The 18,183-nt window shown below is 46.6% G+C and carries 15 protein-coding genes; 9 read left to right on the forward strand and 6 right to left on the reverse strand.

Annotated elements, in window-relative coordinates; genetic code table 11:
* The first annotated feature begins 9 nt into the window (after window positions 1–9).
* The gene (locus C9J01_RS09010; RefSeq protein WP_107297794.1) at window positions 10–1,821 is read left to right on the forward strand and encodes a M3 family oligoendopeptidase; all 1,812 of its coding nucleotides are present in this window, start codon (window positions 10–12) and stop codon (window positions 1,819–1,821) included.
* Window positions 1,822–1,947: 126 nt separating this feature from the next.
* On the opposite strand, the gene C9J01_RS09015 is transcribed toward C9J01_RS09010, so the two are convergent.
* Window positions 1,948–2,574 (reverse strand): porin family protein, encoded by a 627-nt coding sequence (locus C9J01_RS09015; protein WP_107297795.1) that lies wholly within the window; start codon window positions 2,572–2,574, stop codon window positions 1,948–1,950.
* A 290-nt stretch (window positions 2,575–2,864) separates the two neighbouring features.
* Between C9J01_RS09015 and C9J01_RS09020 the strand changes: the two genes are divergently transcribed.
* From C9J01_RS09020 to C9J01_RS09045, 6 genes are all read left to right on the forward strand, one after another.
* Entirely contained in the window at window positions 2,865–3,245 is a 381-nt protein-coding gene (locus tag C9J01_RS09020; protein ID WP_107297796.1) for a hypothetical protein, read from the forward strand.
* Between the two features lie 47 nt (window positions 3,246–3,292).
* Window positions 3,293–4,045, forward strand: a complete 753-nt coding sequence (locus tag C9J01_RS09025) for a DsbA family protein (protein WP_107297797.1) — start codon at window positions 3,293–3,295, stop codon at window positions 4,043–4,045.
* Window positions 4,046–4,264: 219 nt separating this feature from the next.
* The gene (locus C9J01_RS09030) at window positions 4,265–5,788 is read left to right on the forward strand and encodes a DUF1800 domain-containing protein (protein WP_237156915.1); all 1,524 of its coding nucleotides are present in this window, start codon (window positions 4,265–4,267) and stop codon (window positions 5,786–5,788) included.
* A 3-nt stretch (window positions 5,789–5,791) separates the two neighbouring features.
* Window positions 5,792–7,102 (forward strand): DUF1501 domain-containing protein, encoded by a 1,311-nt coding sequence (locus C9J01_RS09035; protein WP_107297798.1) that lies wholly within the window; start codon window positions 5,792–5,794, stop codon window positions 7,100–7,102.
* A gap of 306 nt (window positions 7,103–7,408) precedes the next feature.
* Window positions 7,409–8,956: a DUF1800 domain-containing protein gene (locus C9J01_RS09040; protein WP_107297799.1), complete on the forward strand. Its 1,548-nt coding sequence runs from the start codon at window positions 7,409–7,411 to the stop codon at window positions 8,954–8,956.
* 12 nt (window positions 8,957–8,968) lie between these two features.
* Complete coding sequence (locus C9J01_RS09045; RefSeq protein WP_107297800.1) at window positions 8,969–10,282, forward strand: DUF1501 domain-containing protein; 1,314 nt, start codon at window positions 8,969–8,971, stop codon at window positions 10,280–10,282.
* Window positions 10,283–10,361: 79 nt separating this feature from the next.
* On the opposite strand, the gene C9J01_RS09050 is transcribed toward C9J01_RS09045, so the two are convergent.
* Window positions 10,362–10,640, reverse strand: coding sequence for a hypothetical protein (locus C9J01_RS09050; protein ID WP_107297801.1), 279 nt, complete (start codon window positions 10,638–10,640; stop codon window positions 10,362–10,364).
* Window positions 10,641–10,976: 336 nt separating this feature from the next.
* Here C9J01_RS09050 and C9J01_RS09055 point away from each other — a divergent pair, with 336 nt between their 5' ends.
* Both C9J01_RS09055 and C9J01_RS09060 read left to right on the forward strand, forming a co-directional pair.
* On the forward strand, window positions 10,977–12,116 hold the full coding sequence (locus C9J01_RS09055) for a ParB/Srx family N-terminal domain-containing protein (RefSeq protein WP_107297802.1): 1,140 nt from the start codon (window positions 10,977–10,979) through the stop codon (window positions 12,114–12,116).
* A 109-nt stretch (window positions 12,117–12,225) separates the two neighbouring features.
* Window positions 12,226–13,173 (forward strand): LysR family transcriptional regulator, encoded by a 948-nt coding sequence (locus C9J01_RS09060; protein WP_107297803.1) that lies wholly within the window; start codon window positions 12,226–12,228, stop codon window positions 13,171–13,173.
* A gap of 79 nt (window positions 13,174–13,252) precedes the next feature.
* Here the strand turns inward: C9J01_RS09060 and C9J01_RS09065 are convergent, their stop codons facing one another.
* The 4 genes from C9J01_RS09065 to C9J01_RS09080 form a co-directional block, all read right to left on the reverse strand.
* Window positions 13,253–14,260, reverse strand: a complete 1,008-nt coding sequence (locus tag C9J01_RS09065) for a zinc-binding alcohol dehydrogenase family protein (protein WP_107297804.1) — start codon at window positions 14,258–14,260, stop codon at window positions 13,253–13,255.
* 143 nt (window positions 14,261–14,403) lie between these two features.
* Entirely contained in the window at window positions 14,404–15,810 is a 1,407-nt protein-coding gene (locus C9J01_RS09070) for a YfcC family protein (protein WP_107297805.1), read from the reverse strand.
* 47 nt (window positions 15,811–15,857) lie between these two features.
* The gene (locus tag C9J01_RS09075) at window positions 15,858–16,967 is read right to left on the reverse strand and encodes an NAD/NADP-dependent octopine/nopaline dehydrogenase family protein (RefSeq protein ID WP_107297806.1); all 1,110 of its coding nucleotides are present in this window, start codon (window positions 16,965–16,967) and stop codon (window positions 15,858–15,860) included.
* A gap of 203 nt (window positions 16,968–17,170) precedes the next feature.
* Window positions 17,171–18,094: a LysR family transcriptional regulator gene (locus tag C9J01_RS09080; protein WP_107297807.1), complete on the reverse strand. Its 924-nt coding sequence runs from the start codon at window positions 18,092–18,094 to the stop codon at window positions 17,171–17,173.
* Window positions 18,095–18,183: the final 89 nt, after the last annotated feature.

An 18,183-nucleotide genomic window follows, 5' to 3' on the forward strand; every position in this document is an offset into this window, starting at 1 on the left:
GGAGATTGAATGAACACACCAAGCTGGGATTTATCTATTGCTTATCAGGATCTCAATGATCCGAAAATCGAACAAGATCTCGCTTCCGTTGAGGCACTTTTTCCTGAGTTGGCAAAGTTGGACTCAACATCCTTGCAGGGGCTGGCTTCAGCGCTGGCAAAACAACAAGCCGAACGGGTCAAGGTCATGACTTTGAGCGCGTTTGTGAATTGTATTTTGTCGGTAGATGCTGCCGATGAGAGTGCCAAAAAACTACTAGGCAAAGTGAATGTCCTGCAATCTCAGCTAGATCAAGCTATGACGCCATTCATGCAAGCGATTGTGAAATTAAGCCTTAAAGAGTTTGATGCTTTGCTTGAAATGGGTGAGGGTGAAGAGGCGTTATCTTCATGGCGTTTCCTGCTCGAGCGTGAACGTTTGCTAAAGCCTCAACAGCTATCGGTGGCTGAAGAGCAGCTACTTACTGCGTTAGATGTTGATGGTAAGCTGGCATGGGGACGCCTCTACGACAATATTACCGGAAGCCTGAAGGTCACTCTGCAATTACCTGATGGCCAGCAAGAGCGGATGGGCTTATCCCAGGCGGCAAGTATTTTATATGGTGGCGATAGCTTGCGTAGGGAGCCTGCTTGGCGCGCTATTTCTACAGCGATGGAAGCACATCAAGAAAGCTTTGCCGCCATTTTGAATGCATTATCGGGGGCTCGCCTTACCGAATACGAGAAGCGTAGTCACTCACAACAAGTACATTTCCTTGACCCGAGCTTGCATACTAGTCGAATTGAAAAAGCGACGTTGGATGCGATGATGACGGTTGCTAAAGACAACCGCCATATCGGCCAAAAAGCGGGCTTGCAAATGGCGCGCTTGTTTGGCACCGATAAGCTTAAACCTTGGGATGAAATGGCTTCAATGCCTGACTTGTCTGGTGGTGATGGCTCCTCATATAGCTTTGCTGAAGGCATCGACATTATCCGTGATGCATTTGCTGAGGTTGACCAGGAAATGGCTGACTTCGTCGATATGATGGTGGAGAAAAAGCTAATCGATGCCGCTCCTCAGCCCAATAAACGCTTGGGTGCCTACTGCACAAAATTTGCCGATAGCAGAACCCCATTGGTCTTTATGACTTGGGGCGGCAGTATGTCGGATGTCCTGACCCTTGCCCATGAGTTAGGCCATGCTTTCCATAACTGGGTGATGAAAGACATGCCATTGGTGCAAACTCGTTACCCGATGACGCTTGCAGAAACGGCTTCGATTTTTGCCGAAAACGTCGTGCGTGATGCCTTGATGGCCAAAGCCGATAGCGAGCAGGAAAAGCTATTGATGCTATGGGAAGAGGCGCAGTCTGCTTTGGCACTGATGGTGAATATCCCGGTACGTTATGAGTTCGAGAAAGCTTATTACGAGCAGCGCAAGGACGGGGAGTTTACCCCTGACCAACTGAAGAAGCTTATGTCTGAAACTTGGCAAGAGTGGTACGGCGAGGCCATGGATGAAACGAACGAGATGTTCTGGGCTAGCAAGCTGCACTTTAGCATCGCTGAAATTAGTTTCTATAACTACCCATATCTGTTTGGTTACCTGTTTAGTAAAGGGGTATATGCACAGCGAGAGGCGAAAGGGGAGAGCTTCTACGGCGACTATAAAGCCTTGCTGTGTGATACGGGCTCAATGACTGCCGAAGAGGTAGTAGAGAAGCACCTTGGTATGGATATCCGTCAGCCTGAGTTCTGGCAGCAGAGCGTAGATATGGTTGCCAAACAGATCGAGGAATTCGCGTCGGTGATCGGCAAGTTCAATGGTTTCCGCAAATAGTATTTCCTTTTTTCTTGAGGGAATACGGATAAATAAAAAAACGGCCTGTATTAACAGGCCGTCGCTTTAACCTAGCAAAAGCAAATAACTCCGAAGAGGAATGTCTAGCGAGAACGTGGTGTTCTCTTAGAAGTTGTAGCGAGCACCAAGCTGGAAGTTGGTTTCTTTGTTGAAGTCGAAATCTAGGCGTGAAACATTCGCTTCTAGGCTAACGTGATCGGTAACTTGTACGTTATTACCAAGACGTAGTTCATACATGGTGTCGTCGTAAGCGGCAAAACGCACAGCAGGCTCTATCATCCACTTATCCATAACTTGGTAGCGTGCGCCCATTTCTCCAGTAAAACCAGAATCTTCAACACCTGCAGTGAAAGTAGTTCCATTGAATTTCGCATCGAATTCGTAGCGAGTTTTTGCGAAACCGGCCATTCCGTAAACGGTGAAATCTTCATTGATAGGCATGTAGTAACCAAGTCCCATTAGACCATTAGAAACCGTAATATCATCAGAAGCGACTGCATCGCCACGCATTTCAACAAAGAAGTTATCTGTAAAATTCCAGCTGCCACGTAGGTAAAGGCCTGCACCGCCATCGGTCATAGAGTTAAGGCCAGAAGGAAGGTCTTTGCTGAACTTACTGATTTGCAAACCACCAGAAATGTAATCGAAGTTCTGGGTCATTGGTTCTTGAGCGTTAGCAGTGAAAGAAGCACCGACAAGTGCAGCCAAAGGTAGTAGCATTAACTTTTTCATGATTTTCCTAAATGTGTCATAGAGGCTAAAAGCCAGATATCTTATGGGCTAGGTTTAACCTGCTCATTTATTGTTGCGGTGAATAGTAACGATCAATAAAACGCTGTTCAATAGCGTTTTTGTGATCCGTACATTTCAATACAATTGGCGTACAGTGTCGGCGTGGTGAGATATAAGAACAAAATGGTAGCAAGAGAAGGGAATTTATCCTCCCTGTTGGAACTTAATGTGCCAGAAAGGGACTAATCCTTACCTCTGGATATTTGGTATGAAGAAGTCGCATAATTAACGTGAATAGCTATCAGCAATTGATAAATAGGGCAAAAGCCAGCATTGGCATTATCGGCTTTGTAGTCGTGTTTTGCTTTGCTTCTACGTTGCAACTCAGGTTGGATGCTTCCGGTTTGCCTGCGAGCACCGTGCCTGAATGGCAGCGTACTTCTTCAACCCCGATGGATAGCGGCAGTGAAACAGGTGTCTGCAGTCTGGGTGAAAAGCTTATTCGCTATCAGGTTTTCTCTAGTGAAGGGGCTGATCCACCGCTTATTCTGTTTACCCATTTTGATCTAGAGTGGTTGCCAGCACCCGTCACTTATTTTTACCGCTATTTTGAAGAGTATATTTTTTTCAAGACGCGGCTTCATTTGCGGCATTGCTGTTTTCTGGAATAAAGCGTTAATGACTTTTAATTGTTAACGTATTTAATCTAGGAAAAAACATGAAAAAATCTATTATTCTGCCGCTAGTAGCAGCTGTGACATTCTCTTATTCGTCTATTAGCTTCGCTGGGTCTTTAAACCAAAACCAGCAAGAGAAGTTGGAGAAGATCGAAGCGGTCTTAGTTGAAAACCCGGACCTGATTGATGGTTTGCTAACAAGCTTGAATCTTTACCTTGATCAGCAAAACCGCCAATCCGAAATGATGGCTAAATATCAGGACTGGATTTACAACAACCCGCAGCATACGACAATCGGCAAGGCCGATGCAGCACTGACCATCGTCAACGTCACGGACTATAACTGCCCATATTGTAAGAAGTTAGATCCGGTCCTCGAGCAGTTAGTTGAGGAAATGCCAAATGATATTCGGGTTGTAAATATCTACGTTCCCCTAAAACAGCAGGATGTGAAGGGACTGGGAACGAGTTCAGCTGAATTCGCATTAAACGTATGGCAGCAGAATAGAGGTGCTTACGAGCAAGTGCATCAGTTGTTGGTAAAACGCCCACAAATGCATGATAAGAACTCTTTAAACCGTATTGCTAAGCATACCGGTACTGAGGGGAGCTTAACGCGTCAAGACGAGACCCGGGCAATGATAGATAAGAACTATCAGATGTTTAGCGAATTAGGTTTGCGAGGTACGCCGGCCATGATCATGGGTACGGAAATCATCCCGGGTTATATGTCTATTGAGCAGCTTCGGCCAATAGTCAAAGCGCAGATTGCAAAGCAGCAAAGCAAAAGTTAATACTTTTTATTTTGCTTGATATTAAGGCGGGTAAATCCCGCCTTTTTCACCTCTTCAACGTACGTATCCCATTTCAATTCCAGATATCCTAGACTCAGCTATTTGCTACTTTAGTCCCAAAATAAGGATATTCATTTCTTCTATTGATACTTCTGAATCATTATTAATGTTGAATAAATCCCTCAAAAACAACAATGATTAAGGAGAGAGGTATGTACCGTGGCTAGCTCAATATATGAAACGGAACAGGCGGCAAAATTCCTGTATCGAGCCACCTTCGGTCCTAAACTCGGAGATGTTGAAAGTTTTTTAAATATGGGGCAAGAGGCCTGGCTCAATGACCAATTTACCCGAAACTGGCGTTTGCATCGTCCTTTGACGGAGCAATACGCAAAGGCCAGCAACGACAACATCAACGAAAATGCCCGCTTGAGTGCGTGGTGGAACCGCAGTCTAACGGCAGGCGACCAACTAAGGCAGCGGGTGGCCTATGCATTAAGCCAGATTTTCGTGGTTTCAAGGAGCGGGGGACCAAACTCTGAAGCCATGGCCGAATACTATGATGTATTGATTAAACATGCTTTTGGCAACTTCCGCGATCTCCTCGAAGCCGTCACGCTAAGCCCGGCGATGGGGAAATTTTTGACTTTGGAAGGTAGCCGCAAGGCCGATGCCGAGAAAAATACCTTCCCGGATGAAAACTACGCCCGGGAGGTAATGCAGTTATTCAGCCTAGGTTTGTGGCAGTTGCAAAATAACGGTATGCCAAAGCTTGATAGCCAGGGTAATAAAGAACCGACCTACACCCAGCAGGATGTAGAAGAGTTGGCAAGGGTACTGACAGGTTGGCGGCGAGATACCTACTTCAAGCCGATGTATGCCGATCACCGTCGCCATGACTTTGGCGAAAAGCGGGTGTTGGGGCAAACTTTCCCAGAGGGCCAGTCGCCAGAGCAAGATTTATCGCAAGCACTCGATCTGTTATTCAATCATCGCAATACTCCAATGTTTATCTCTGTGTTGCTGATAAAAAGGCTGACTATCAGCAATCCTCGCCGTTCTTATGTCCAGCGGGTGGCGGATGTGTTCAAAAATAACGGCAAAGGTGTTCGTGGTGACATGGCTGCAGTAATAAGAGCTATCTTGCTTGATCAGGATATCCTCGACGGAAAAGCAATGGCGGATCATCAAAACCATGGCTCCAATGGCCGTAATTTCGGAAAAGTCAAAGAACCCGTCATCGCAATGGCGAACCTATGCCGTGCTTTTAACGTCAAGAGCAACGATCCAAACCGCTGGTGGGACTTCCCAGGCACCCAGAGTAACTTTGGCCAGGCACCACTTCGAGCCCCTAGCGTATTCAACTTCTATGAACCTGATTATGCACCCAAAGGGGAAATCACGGATAAGCAATTGTCTGCCCCTGAATTTGCCATTCTTTCGATGGACAGTATGCGCCGTATCTCAAACCGGATGTGGACCCTGATACTGTCCCATGACAGCACCAAACAAAAGCATTGGTCTTGGAATCGCTCACAGTTCGAGAATCGGGTGAACAAGCCTGACGAATATATAGCATTACTCAATGAGCGTTTATTTGCCGGATTGATGTCGGCTGAGCTAGCCGGTTTTGTTCGCCAAATGTTGGATGAAATGAGTGCAGCCAATCGTAGTGAGGATCGAAAGATTAACGATACGCTGTTTGCCGTTCAATGTTCGCCAGAATTTCGCTGTCAGGAGTAAATCATGAAATTATCACGTCGACACTTCCTGAAAAGCTCGGTAGCTCTTAGTGCGACCTCGGTTGCGCCATCTCTGACAGGCTTGAATATGGCCCGTGCCTCTGAAGAAGATTACAAAGCGTTGGTTTGTGTCTTCCTGTTTGGCGGCAACGATGCTTACAACATGGTAATCCCCACCACTGACAGTGCCTATCAGGCATACTGGCAAGCAAGGCCCAATTTGGCCATTGACCAAAAAGAGTTGGTTCCCCTCAACATTGCCACAGGTAACGGTATTCAACTGGGGTTGCATCCGGCAATGGAAAGTTTGAAATCTGCTTTTGACGAAGGCAGTGCTACTGCCATTGTTAATTCAGGGCAGTTAGTTGAGCCGATTATAGGCGCGGGTAGCTCAAACGCCAGGGTTCCTGACTTCTTGATGGCGCATAACCTGCAGCAAACTATGTGGCAGTCTGGTGCAGAGAATATGAATGACAAACTGGGTTGGGCCGGTCGCATGGTTGAGGAGATGAACCTGTCTGGCAGTTTATCGCCCCTGATGTCGTTGAACGGCGAGCAGAAATGGCTTCGTAATAACTATGTTGAGCCTTTAGTGATGACCAGTGATGGGGCCGGTAACTATAACGGCATGAACAACAGCGATCGTGTAGGCGCAATGATGCGCCATTTCGAGGAGAAGTTTGCCAATCTGTATGCGGATAACTACTCGACGACTATGGCAAATCGCTACTACGAAAATGATGCATTGGATGAGGCCTTGGCTACTGTTGGGGATCTGGATGGCTTCCCACAAACCAAACTGGGCAATATGCTTCACACCACGGCCAAGTTGATCAAGGTCAGGAGTGCCCCGGAACTCAAGCATAATCGTCAGATCTTTTTTGTCGGTTTGGGTGGATTTGATACCCATAAAGATCAAGCAGAAGCGCATGCGGGATTGCTAGGCCAAGTATCTGATGCGTTGGCAGCCTTTTATATCGAGATGAAACGGCAAGGACTATCGGACAAAGTCACTGCGTTTACCATGTCTGATTTTGGTCGCCGAATCATGGCTAATGAGTCGGGGACTGATCACGGTTGGGCGGGACACCAATTGGTCGTAGGCGGCGCAGTCAAAGGAGGCAAAGCCTATGGCAACTGGCCAGATCTAACGCCGGGTAGTGAATATGACTATAACAATGGTCGCTTGATCCCTGAGATCGCAGCCGATCAAGTCAATGCAACATTGGCAAATTGGTTTGGTTATCAAGGGGATCTGGAAAAGCTATTCCCGTCATTAAAGACATTCCCACAAAATACGTTAGATTTTCTTTAAGCTAGAGAGCCTTTGTGGGAGAGAAAAAGAGCCAGCATGACGCTGGTTCTTTTCGTATGTCACCGTCATACTACAAGCGAAATATAGTCTCCTTGTTATTCTCTTTTATCATCGCATTTTCAAGAAAGTGTTAATTTCTTAAACGGCTAAATGTAAGAATTTTTTATTTGTTACTCTGTTTCCATTCTTCATTCAGATATAAATGAATTGACGGAAAATAAACATTTGCTGTTATCACCCTTTTTATTATTTAGCCGCTTAAAGAAATAGGCGTAAAGACGCTGGTTAAATCAATAAGGAAGAGCAGTGGTAACATCAATTAATGATCCGGTTCAGGCGGCAAAGTTCCTGTATCGGTCGACGTTTGGCCCTAAGAATGGCGATGTCGAAAAGCTTCTTGATTTCGATGGTGGAATAGAGGGTTGGTTTGAAGACCAGTTTTCACGTCAAAATATGCATTTGAACCTCGCTCGAAAAGTGGCGGAGGATACTGGGGAGCCACTCAACGAAAGTGCACGCATGAGTGCCTGGTGGCAGCGTTCTATCGCCGGAGGCGATCAGCTTCGTCAACGGGTCGCCTTCGCCCTTAGTCAGATATTTGTGGTGTCGAATAATGGTGGCCCCGGTGGGGAAGGGCTGGCTTCGTATTACGATGTATTGGTAAGAAATGCATTCTCGCGTTTTGATGAAATATTAAAGGCAGTGACCTTGCACCCTGCGATGGGGCAATTTTTGACCCTTGACGGAAGCCGGGCCCATAATGAGCAAAATAATACGTTTCCGGATGAAAACTATGCCCGTGAAGTGATGCAGTTATTTTCTATTGGGTTATGGCAATTAAATATCAATGGCCAGCCTAAATTAGATAATCAAGGCAAGCCGATCCCTACTTATTCCCAACAAGATGTTGAAGAGCTCTCTCGGGTATTGACTGGTTGGCGCAAAGACAAGGACGCCGATGGTAGTAACAGCAACACCAAGTCCATGATAAATAATCCAGATTGGCATGATGATGGAGCAAAGTCAGTATTAGGTTCTGACTTTGTTGCCGGTCAAAGTGCAGCAGATGATCTGGATCAGGCCATTTCGCTTTTGTACCAACAACCCAATACGCCGGTATTTATCTCAAGGCTGTTAATTCAGCGCTTAACCATCAGTAACCCGCGCCGCGACTATATCGAACGGGTCGCTCGGGTCTTTATTGATGATGGTGAAGGTGTGCGCGGCAACATGAAGGCGGTGATTAAAGCCATTCTTCTTGATGAAGATTTGCTTGAAGGCCGTGCAATGGCCGATCACCAGAATTTTGGCTCTAACCCGCGTAACTTCGGTAAGGTTAAAGAGCCAGTCATTGCAATGACCAACTTTTGCCGGGCATTGAACGTGAAGAGTAATGACTCTCGCCGTTGGTGGGATTTCCCAGGGCTGCAAAATAACTTCGGTCAAGCACCATTGCAGGCCCCGAGCGTATTTAATTTTTATGAGCCTGATTACGCCCCGAAAGGCGAGATTGCCAATAAAGAGCTTACCGCGCCGGAATTCAACATTCACACGATGGATTCCATGCGTCGCATCTCTAACAAAATGTGGGATTTAATTCTATCTCATCGGTACACGGGTGAAAGGCAGTGGACGTGGGATCGCACTCCGCTAGAAAACCGGGTCGAAAAGCCTGAAGAATATATGGCATGGATCAACGAGCGGATCTTCTTTGGGTTGATGTCTGATGATTTACACCACTACCTAGAAAACCTGCTTATCGAGATGACAGCTGACAATATTGGCACCGATAGAAGAACGTTCGCCACGCTGTTTGCTATTCAATGTTCCCCTGATTTTCGTTGCCAAGAGTAGGAGTTACCCAAGATGAAAATGTCACGACGCCACTTTCTAAAAAGCTCTACTGCACTTGGTGCTTTATCGGCTGTACCGGGCTTGTCTGTCAGTAAGCAAGCGGTAGCTGGAGAGGAAGGGTTTAAAGCTCTGGTCTGTATCTTTCTGTTTGGCGGCAACGATGCCTACAACATGGTGGTACCGGTAGATGAGCATTACCAAACGTATAGGGATGCAAGACCGACCTTGGCGGTTGAAAAGCATGAACTGGTAGATATTGGTATTAGCTCCGAAACTGGAGGCAACCGGCCACAGGTAAGGCTGGGACTGCACCCAGCCATGGAAAGCCTGCAGGATATCTATCGCGATAACAACGCCACCGTTATTGTTAACTCTGGTCAGCTTATCGGGCCGATTATCGGAGAAGATAATCCGCACTCTGTCCCTGACTTTTTGATGGCGCATAACCTCCAGCAACAAATGTGGCAGTCCGGCGCTCTTAACATGGAAGATAAACTCGGTTGGGCGGGGCGCATGGTTGAAAGCGTTTATATGTCCCATGACCTATCCCCAATGATGTCGTTGAATGGTGAGCAGAAATGGCTACGCAATGACGTTTATGAGCAAATGGTGATGACCGGTGGTGGTCCCGGTAAATACAATGGATTGGATCAGGGGGAGCGTTTGGATGCGATGAAGTATCACTTCAATCGCCAGTTCAATAACCTGTTCAAAGATAACTATACCGACGTAATGTCGAGCCGATACTTGCAAAATGAAGAGTTGGCTGGGCTGCTGGGAGAGGAAGACGATGATACGGTTCGCTCGTCATTGGGTGAGCAGCTTCACACCACAGCTAAGCTGATTGAAAAGCATGCTGAAATGGGTCACCACCGGCAAATTTATTTTGTAGGTTTGGGAGGTTTTGACACCCACCACAACCAAAAGAATGCCCATCATGCACTATTGGAGCAACTTTCTGATGCGATGGCCGACTTCTACCAAGAGTTAAAAGGCATCAACATGCTGGATAACGTGACGACCTTTACCATGTCTGACTTTGGTCGCCGCCTTATGGCAAATAATACTGGCACCGACCATGGTTGGGCAGGGCATCAGTTGGTAATGGGCGGCGCAGTTAATGGCGGTAAGGCTTATGGTAAGTGGCCTGATTTAACACCGGGCAGCGAATATGACTACAACAATGGCCGTTTGATCCCGGAGATCGCCGCCGATCAGGTTAATGCTTCATTGGCTGAATGGTTTGGGTTTAACGGTGACTTTGATAGTTTATTTCCGTCCCTTGAACCATTTAGCCAAAAAACGATTCCTTTCTTGTCTAAGTAGGTATTTGGCAAACTATCAAAGCAATGTACATGTCGCTCCTAATTAGGAGCGACAACTTACCCCAAGAAAGAAATTAAGTTTAATTGAAAAGCTTTATCGCAAAATGGATCTCGGTCTTCTGCTCGCATTCCATGATATTTTGATACGTGCACATATTATTACCATTGTCTAATTTAGAAGGGGCCCGATAGGTTTGGGTTTTCTCCCAATTAACGTGAGGCTGTAAGGCGTAAAGAATCTCGATGGTGGTTACTTGCCTCAGCAGCGCCTGATCGGCGACATCATTGAAGTTTAAGCCAATAGAGTAGGCTTTGAAGGAAGATAGGAAAAGAAAGATAAATACGTAAAATCTAGACATATTGGTGGCTTCCTTATGCATTGTTGGGTAGCAATACAATTCATTGGGTGTCTCAGCAGCAATATTATTTCCATACTGTCCATTGTAATGACCACTGAGCTGACTTGGCGCACTTATGGTGCATATAGATTGATACCTGCAAACGTACATCACATATCAAAGATATTGTCCCCCAAAGTAAAATGATACTTATGAAAAATAGAGACCAACAGATATTTAAGGTCAATTTTTAACTTATCTTTATAAACCGGTTTTAAAGGTTCTGTAAGAAATACGTCATTAAACTGAATTAGTATCTTTTATCGATTTTTACTATCAAATAGATTTAGGGCTGAGATGAAAAAAGCGGTATTGGCGTTCGTTGTTGCAGGTCTTTTGGCTGGATGTAGCAGCAATAGTAGTGAGAGTAATATAACCCTTGGTGAAAAAGGCAAAGAAGAATATCTCCGCTTTAATGCAGGCGAAGTACATTGGGTAAGTGTTGGGGATCTTATGCCGACGCAAAAGACGATAGGCCAATTACAGAATGGCTATAAGCTTGGTCGCTGGCAGTTTGAGGAAAAGAAACTTTTCGAAGAATTTTGTGAAACCTACGGCCTTCGTGATTCCGTAGAATTCTTTGATGAGAACAGTGACTTTAACGACCCTGACAGTTTCGTCTGTAAAGACCCTCGTGAATCTGACGGTGAAATATCTCAAGACCAAAACGGCGTAGAACGCATTATGGGGTGGGTTAACACGGTTATCGTAGGACCGGATGGTGCCCTTTACCTAACGGACGGCCACCATACTTTCAGCCGTTTTCATGATATGGAAGGTGGCGGAAAAGACACCCGAATATTGGTTCGGGTAGATGAAAATTTCGCCTTCAATGCTGATAACACCCGCTCCGATATGGCAACGTTTTGGCAGAAGATGCAAGAAACCAAAAATGTCTATTTGTTCGATAACGGTAATGCGATTGAGCCAAGCGAGCTACCACAAGACCTAGGGTATGCGAGTGCTACAAATCCAAATGGCCTCATCAACGATGATTACCGTGCGCTTGTTTACTATACCCGTGATATTGGTTGGCACAAAGGCAGTGCGGAGTCTATCCCATTCCTTGAATATTATTGGGCGGAAGAACTGCGCGATGTTATTCAAGTCTCTGACGCCGATACTATTGAAGAATATGTACAGGTAGTACTTGATGCCTCACGCTATATGGTCAGCCTGTCAGACGACTATGTGTTGGGGGGTAGCGGCAAAACAACCGCTGAGCTAGGACAGTTGCCGGAACTAGGGTTGAACGACACACAAAGCATCATCGAAGACACTATTTGTGAGTGGGATAAAGACGATGCCAAGGCAGGGAAATTAAAACTCGGTAAACTGGGTTGGGCGTTCTATCAAAACGGCACTGATATCGAGGACTTCCCATACCCTTGTAATACTTTGAGTGATTACGAGAACCGCTACGACTTATCCCGATAACGTTAAAGTGCCACAATGGTGATGATTGTGGCACTTAGCTTTTTCTCTTCGCCATGGTTTTGTTATGCTTGAAAATACCTGTCTTACCGTCCATGGATAAGGGTTCTCAATGTCCATCACCAACCAGCTGTCTCTGTTTCTCGATGTTGTCCAACAGGGATCGTTTTCAAAAGCTGCCGCCCTGCACGATATGGATAACTCCTCGCTCTCCAAGCAAATCAAAAAGCTCGAAGCGAGCCTTGGGGTTCAGTTGCTAAACCGGTCAACCCGTTCGTTTGCACTCACTCCGGCTGGTGAAGAGATTCTGGGGCAGGCTCATGTGCTGATAGACACGCTCGATAACATTCACAATATTGCTGACTCCTACCAATCGACCCCTAAAGGGACAATTAAAATTACCTCGCCGGTTTTTCTTGGTCAGGAGTACCTGCAACCGGTTATCTCCCAGTTTATGCAGAAATATCCTGATGTTAACGTGACCCTGTCGCTGGATGATAAAAAGGCCGATATTATTGCCGACCATTACGACTTGGCCTTCCGGATAGGTAAGCTGGCAGAGTCTAACTTGATCGCAAAAAAAATTGCCAATACCCATTTTGCGATTATTGCTTCTGAAGCGTTTTTGCAGGGGCATGGTAGGCCAACTACGCCGGAAGAGTTAGTGGAGCTTCCTGCTGTGATTTACAGCAATGCCGATACTACCTTGGATCAATTAGTGATCAGTGAAAAACCGCATGGTGACGACTTCAAAAGCTACAAGATGAAAGGGAGTTATAAGGTCAGTGACGTGCGGATGATGGTCGCTGGTGTCAGGGATGGCTTGGGTTATGCGGTGATTGACCTCTACAACCTCAATCAAAATATCGGCGAGCAGGGGATAGTAACCCTGCTGACGGATTATGTGCTCTCCAGCAAAGACAAAGCGGTGTATGCAGTATATCCACACCGTAAGCAAACCCCACTGGTACGGGAGTTTATTCAGGCATTCCAAGATGACATTGGCGACCCACCACGCTGGGTGAGCCATGTGCCTGGCTATGCATCGATGTATCGCTAGTTAATAGCCATAATAAAAACGGGCGCTCAATGTCATAATGAGCGCCCGTTGATTCATTTGATACTACTCGGGTAATCGCTTAAAACCCTTCTAGTACAATCTTGCCCTTGGCTTTGCCTGTTTCCAAAAACTCATGGGCTTTGCGAAGGTTTGCTGCATTGATCTGACCGAAGTGATCACCGACAGTCGTTTTGATATCACCATTGTCGATCATCGCGGATACTTCGTTGAGTAATTCATGTTGCTCTTGCATATCCTCTGTTTGGAACAGCGAGCGGGTAAACATTAATTCCCAATGAATCGACACACATTTGGTCTTGAAGGGAACAATATCTAACGATGCCGGATCATCAATCAAGGCAAATTGACCTTGGGGTTTGATGACCTTCACGATCTCACCGATGTGCTGTTCGGTGTTGTTAAGGCTCACCACATAGTCAACCTCAGCAAGGCCATGTTTTTCAAATTCTTCACTCAAAGGGTTACGGTGGTTGATGATATGGTCGGCACCCAAGTCCTTGAGCCAATCAATAGTCTCGGGACGAGAAGCGGTTGCAATCAACTCCAGATCGGTGAGTTGTTTGATAAGCTGAACCATAATAGAACCCACACCGCCAGCAGCACCGATGACAAGAATACGCTTGTTTGGGTCTGTTCTGACGACATTGAGGCGGTCGAATAGGAGTTCCCACGCCGTAATCGAAGTGAGCGGCAGGGCTGCAGCATCAGCAAAAGAGAGAGATTGAGGCATCTTGCCAACAATACGCTCATCGACCAACTGAATTTCGGCATAGCTACCTGAGCGAGAAATATCACCGGCATACCAGACTTTGTCACCTGGCTTGAATAATGTCACATTCTCACCGACGGCTTTTACGATACCTGTAGCGTCCCACCCAATGACTTTCCAGCTACCGTCTTCAGCAGGCACCCCTTGGCGTATCTTGTAATCCGCTGGGTTAACTGAGATAGCCTGAACTTCAACCAGCAAGTCATGACCTGTCGCCGTTGGCGTGTCTAACGTAATGTCCTGTAGTGATGCTTCGTCTTGGATTGGTAGATTGCGCTGATAACCGACTGCTTTCATGATGACCTCGAACCGTATGTTTGATGGAAAGTATAATGAAGGTTTGGCAGGTAGTGGGAAAGAGTCAAAAACTCCAATGATTATGGATGAAATTATCCATAATCATTTTCGATATTGCTTGGGACAGATAAGGCTGATGACAGTTAGGCGATCACCACACCAATACTGAGTAAGGCCATGATCATAAGGGTCAGGATACCAATAAGTGGGCCAATGAAACGTAGCCATGAGGAGTAGGCAACCCGTCCAATTGCTAGGCCACCCATTACCACGCCAGAAGTTGGTGTGACGAGGTTAGGAAGCCCTGAAGCGGACTGGAACGCAGTCACAACCAGTTCTCGGCTAACACCTGCAAAGTCTGCAAGAGGGGCAAGTACAGGCATTGAAAGCACGGCTAGGCCAGAAGATGATGGCACAACTAGGCAGAGGACTGCTTCAACCCAATAAATTGCATTGATGAAGGCGATTTCGTTTAAGCCGCCCAATAGACCTTCTGCATAGTTGAGGATGGTATGGGTAATATTGCCGTTGTCCATGACAACAACAAGACCTCGGGCGATGGCGATAATTAATGCGACGCCAAGTAAATCCCTAGCTCCATTAACAAAGCTGTCGGTGATTTCGACTTCAGACAACCGACCGACGAAACCAACAACAAGACTAGAACCAATGAATAGAGCAGACAATTCCGCCATCCACCAACCAGCAGCGGATACGCCCCACATCATTACGGCAAATGTTAGCGCGAAAATGGCAAGCACGGCTTTGCGGGTGTTGGTCAGTTCAGGGGTTTTCTGCTGTTTTCCATGTAGGAAATGATTAAGGTTGTCGTCATGCTGGTGGGCGACGATTGAGCGTGACGGGTCTTGTTTTACACGTTCGGCATAGCGCATGACATAAAATACACACAGTAGCCAGCCAAGGATGAGGATCACGGCACGGAGGGCAAACCCTTCCATGAAATTAATTTCCGCCGCATTAGACGCGATCACAGTGGCAAAGGGGTTTATGGTTGAACCCAAGCAACCTATCCCGGCCCCAACCATGATAATCGCCACGCCAACAATGCTGTCGTAACCTGCTGCAATCATGACGGGAATAAGCAAGGCGTAGAAGGGGATGGTTTCTTCCGCCATGCCATATACAGTGCCGCCGAGGGCAAACAGGCCCATAAGGATCGGGATCATCCATTTCTCACGCCCGGCTAAACGTTTCATTGTGCCCGCGATACCTGCATCAATGGCACCCGTTTCTGTGACTACAGCCAAGAAACCACCAATGACCAGCACAAATAAGGCCACATCAACCGCTCTGGCAACATAGTCAGACGGGTCGTAAAAGCCTTGAATCGGTGCCATCAAGATATCAATGATGCCTTGCGGGTTTGATTCAACGGTCTGGTATGACCCAACAACCGGTACCAATTTACCCAATGTTTCATTGAGTTGCATTTGATATTGACCCGCAGGGATCAGCCAGGTAAGCAGCGCCATTAGCACCGTAAGCAGCATTAAGATGGTGTAGGCAGAGGGGAATTTAAATTTGCTCATTGTTCAGTCCTTTATGGGGCCAATGGCCCCATATTTGTAAAGTGCGCTTACGCTACAAAGTCCATAATTTCTTGGGCTGACAGGTTATCCAGCCCCATTTTTTTCAATGTACGGCCTGTGGTGAAGTAATCTGTATCGTTATAAGCGTTATCAATATGCAGGCAAGCAGTGATCATTGGGGTCTCTACACCGGTTAATTGGGCTAGCTCATAGCAAGGCACCAACAGGTAGGCGGCATCTTCGGTGATGTAGCGGTTACTGGCCGAGTTTGGCGCACTGTTTAGCTTGCCGTGGGTCTCTGAAGTACGGTTGACTTCATAGACGGTTTTGTAATCCATACCGTACAGGGCGTTCATCGCTTCTAATTCAGGTTTTAGGGTAAGGCCAAGAAGCCCACCGATAGTAAGGCGTTCATTTTCCATTGCAGCAGCGGCTTTAGCGGTAGAGACAGAACAGCAATCCTTGTAGTAATTGAATTGGCCATCAAAGTTCTCCAGAAGCCCCATGTTCAGGGTGGTAAGCAATGGGTGACCTCCGAAGTTAATATTCTCAAGGCCCGCTTCAATCACGTTATTCAGCGGGGTAAGAGGAAGTGGCATCACTACTTGAAGGGCATTAATGGCCTCCTGTGTACGTGTTGCCGGGAAAGCGGCGACTGGCAGGAATTCCTTCATACCCAAAATGGCCAGTTGGGCGGGCCCAACAATACGCGTCGCCCAAGGGATTGAAATCGCGTCTACAAAAGTGATATCGAGTTGGCCATACCCCTGCTCATGCTTAATCCTATTCAGTACCAAGGAGCCGTAGTTTCCAGGCATTAGCATAATGATTTGGCCATCACGCAAGTGGGGTAGCATATCGATAAACAGCGGCTCTTGGGCGAAAGAAGGCACAGGAAGAACAAGGATGTCGGCATAAGCCAATGTTTCACCCAGATCCCGGCTTATCTTGTCGATAGGTTCAAACCCGGCGAAAGTAAGCTCTACTTCATTGAAATCGCCTAGGGCCTCAATACCACCGCGTTGTTCAATATCTTGAAGGGGTTGGTCAAAGCCCGGACTGCCATACAGGCAGACATCTGCCCCATGTTTTGTGAAGTGATAGGCTGCTGTTAAGCCAGCATTTCCTGAGCCAATGATCGAGACACGATGAGTCATAATTATTCCTTTTTTGTGTGCGTCGTTATGGCTCCACAGTAAGGAATTATCACCCTTTCTCGCCAATACCAAAGAATTAAACTGCTATGCAAAAAAGTAATGCTACATAATCGGTATTTATTTAATTGATTGATAAATATGATTTTTAACCAATTAAAGAAGAGGTGCCTATTCTCTTCCTAAGTGTGATGTCATTCCAATAGCTATTTATCCAAGTCTCGCATTGGGCCGATTTTTAACTGAACATCCAATGAGTCGGCAAGCAGCATGAATTGCTCGATGAAGTGCTCGGCATGGCGGTGGATGGGTTTGAGTGCCGGGTAGAGGATGTCAAACTCAATGGGGAGGTTGAACACCAGTGGCCGCATCACCACGTTGGGATGCTCGCTATCAATAACGGCAGTAAAAGGGTCGGTAATGGCGATGCCGACACCTTCTTTCACCAAGGCGGCTGCGGTGCTGGCCAGTGACACTTCGATATGCTCAATGGTCGATAAGTTGTACCGTCTTAGCAACGCGTCTATACGGCGCTGTGTGGCATCTTTCTCATGGCGTATTAGCACCTGATCAGCGATGTCATAAATATCGATAACCTTTCTTCTGGCAAGGGGGGAGTTTGCGGGTACCAAGCAGACAGATTCGCATTCGACCCGTTGGGCTTTTACCCCTGAGATAATCTCATCAACGAAGGCAAAGCCAATATCGGTGGTCTGGCTTTGTACTCGTCGAATGACATCTTCTGAACGGTAGGTTTTAAAGCCGAGCTTTAGCTTGGGTGTCTGAGATAGAAAGGTGGCGACAACACGGGGTAAAAAGGCATTGGACAGCAGGGGCATAGCGGCAATGTTCAGGCTGCCAAAATGTGTGGAACGGATAGAGTGGGCTGCCTGATCCAACCCAGCAACAGCATCGAAGACTTTGGCGACTTCAAGGTAAAAGGCCTGTCCTTCATCACTAAGTGCTAGGCGGTTACCTTTGCGAATGAATAATTTAAAGCCTAAGCGTTGTTCTAATGCTGAAAGTAATCGACTGACAGCGGGTTGGCTAAGATGAAGGCGCTCTGCAGCAGCTGTAACGGTTTGGCATTCAATAATGGCTTTAAAAGCATTCAGTTGGCTGAGTTTCATGATAGTGCGAGGTCGTTGGAGTTTGCGCTAAGCTAGCAAAATCAGGGTTTGGTTTCTTTGAACTGGCATTGAATTTCTAGTGTTCAATA

The sequence above is a fragment of the Photobacterium rosenbergii genome (assembly GCF_003026455.1).
Taxonomy (GTDB): Bacteria; Pseudomonadota; Gammaproteobacteria; order Enterobacterales; family Vibrionaceae; genus Photobacterium; species Photobacterium rosenbergii.

Excerpts from the sequence above, each read along its gene's own strand:
- C9J01_RS09035 (WP_107297798.1), top strand. The coding sequence starts at position 5,792 with ATGAAATTATCACGTCGACACTTCCTGAAAAGCTCGGTAGCTCTTAGT.
- C9J01_RS09055 (WP_107297802.1), top strand. The coding sequence starts at position 10,977 with ATGAAAAAAGCGGTATTGGCGTTCGTTGTTGCAGGTCTTTTGGCTGGA.
- C9J01_RS09075 (WP_107297806.1), bottom strand. The coding sequence starts at position 16,967 with ATGACTCATCGTGTCTCGATCATTGGCTCAGGAAATGCTGGCTTAACA.
- C9J01_RS09060 (WP_107297803.1), top strand. The coding sequence starts at position 12,226 with ATGTCCATCACCAACCAGCTGTCTCTGTTTCTCGATGTTGTCCAACAG.
- C9J01_RS09010 (WP_107297794.1), top strand. The coding sequence starts at position 10 with ATGAACACACCAAGCTGGGATTTATCTATTGCTTATCAGGATCTCAAT.
- C9J01_RS09015 (WP_107297795.1), bottom strand. The coding sequence starts at position 2,574 with ATGAAAAAGTTAATGCTACTACCTTTGGCTGCACTTGTCGGTGCTTCT.
- C9J01_RS09070 (WP_107297805.1), bottom strand. The coding sequence starts at position 15,810 with ATGAGCAAATTTAAATTCCCCTCTGCCTACACCATCTTAATGCTGCTT.
- C9J01_RS09050 (WP_107297801.1), bottom strand. The coding sequence starts at position 10,640 with ATGTCTAGATTTTACGTATTTATCTTTCTTTTCCTATCTTCCTTCAAA.
- C9J01_RS09045 (WP_107297800.1), top strand. The coding sequence starts at position 8,969 with ATGAAAATGTCACGACGCCACTTTCTAAAAAGCTCTACTGCACTTGGT.
- C9J01_RS09080 (WP_107297807.1), bottom strand. The coding sequence starts at position 18,094 with ATGAAACTCAGCCAACTGAATGCTTTTAAAGCCATTATTGAATGCCAA.
- C9J01_RS09025 (WP_107297797.1), top strand. The coding sequence starts at position 3,293 with ATGAAAAAATCTATTATTCTGCCGCTAGTAGCAGCTGTGACATTCTCT.
- C9J01_RS09065 (WP_107297804.1), bottom strand. The coding sequence starts at position 14,260 with ATGAAAGCAGTCGGTTATCAGCGCAATCTACCAATCCAAGACGAAGCA.